Genomic DNA, 1,051 nt, shown 5'->3' with positions numbered 1-1,051 from the left:
TTGTTGCTATAAACGATTTGGCGATTTCAAGGTGCTTGGTATCATGGCTGTATACGCCGGTACGGTACTTTTCACCAACATCGTCCCCTTGCTTGTTGATGCTATATGGGTCGATGATTTCAAAGAAATAGCCCATTAAGGTTTCAACCGACACTTGGCTTGGATCAAACTCGGTGCGAACGCATTCTGCGTAGCCATCGTATTCAGATTGAGTGTTATCCGTCTTGCCATTTGCGCGTCCAGCTTCGGTGCTGATTACGCCCGGCAGGTGGCGCATAAATTCTTGTACGCCCCAAAGGCAGCCGCCTGCGAAGTAAATCTCTTCCATCATTTTATCCTGTAAAATTTTGCGCCATTATGGACAACACCGTCATGCAAACACAACTCCTACCATAAAACAGGAACAAGGTTGCAGTGATTTGCTCTCTTTTTCATTCAAGTCGTCCTCGTTAGATTTGATGCCAATGCCAGCAATTATTGAATCACAAATACTTACGAAGAGAGCCAATATGAAAATAGAACATGTCGCAATTTGGACAGAGCGTTTGGAAGAGCTGAAAGGCTTTTATGAGAAATATTTTAACGCCGTATCCAACGATAAATACCACAATCCGAAGAAGCACTTTTCGTCTTACTTTCTTTCGTTTGAAAGTGGTGCTCGATTGGAGTTGATGTCGATGGAAGGAGTGACCACCTGTGAAAACTCTCACTCGATGCAAGTAACAGGGTTGGCACACTTTGCCTTCGCATTAGGATCAGAGCAGGCCGTTGACCAAATAACCAAAACCTTGGTGGAAGATGGTTATCAAAGGATTGACGGGCCGAGATACACTGGCGATGGTTATTACGAAAGCTGCGTATTAGATCCAGATGGCAACCGTATTGAGCTTACCGTTTAACGCGACTTAGCTTATTGACCCTGTTCACAGGCTGCTTTCATATGAAAGTATTCGGGCGTATACTGCAAGCTCATCAATAAGGAGCGAACCTGTGAACCCAAGACAAAATGAAATTCTGCAATTAGTGAATGATCGTAAACGCGTTCAAGTCA

Annotated in this window: 2 protein-coding genes; one reads left to right on the top strand and one right to left on the bottom strand. The window is 44.1% G+C overall.

Annotated elements, in window-relative coordinates; translation table 11 throughout:
• A partial coding sequence (locus R7Q47_RS26410; protein WP_318090278.1) for a peptide-methionine (S)-S-oxide reductase occupies window positions 1-328 on the bottom strand: 328 nt, incomplete at its 3' end.
• A 181-nt stretch (window positions 329-509) separates the two neighbouring features.
• On the opposite strand from R7Q47_RS26410, the gene R7Q47_RS26405 reads away from it, so the two are divergent.
• The gene (locus R7Q47_RS26405) at window positions 510-899 is read left to right on the top strand and encodes a VOC family protein (RefSeq protein ID WP_005481479.1); all 390 of its coding nucleotides are present in this window, start codon (window positions 510-512) and stop codon (window positions 897-899) included.
• Window positions 900-1,051 lie beyond the last annotated feature (152 nt).

It is taken from the genome of Vibrio sp. Vb0349 (assembly GCF_033338975.1).
This window is presented reverse-complemented; position numbering and strand designations above follow the sequence as displayed.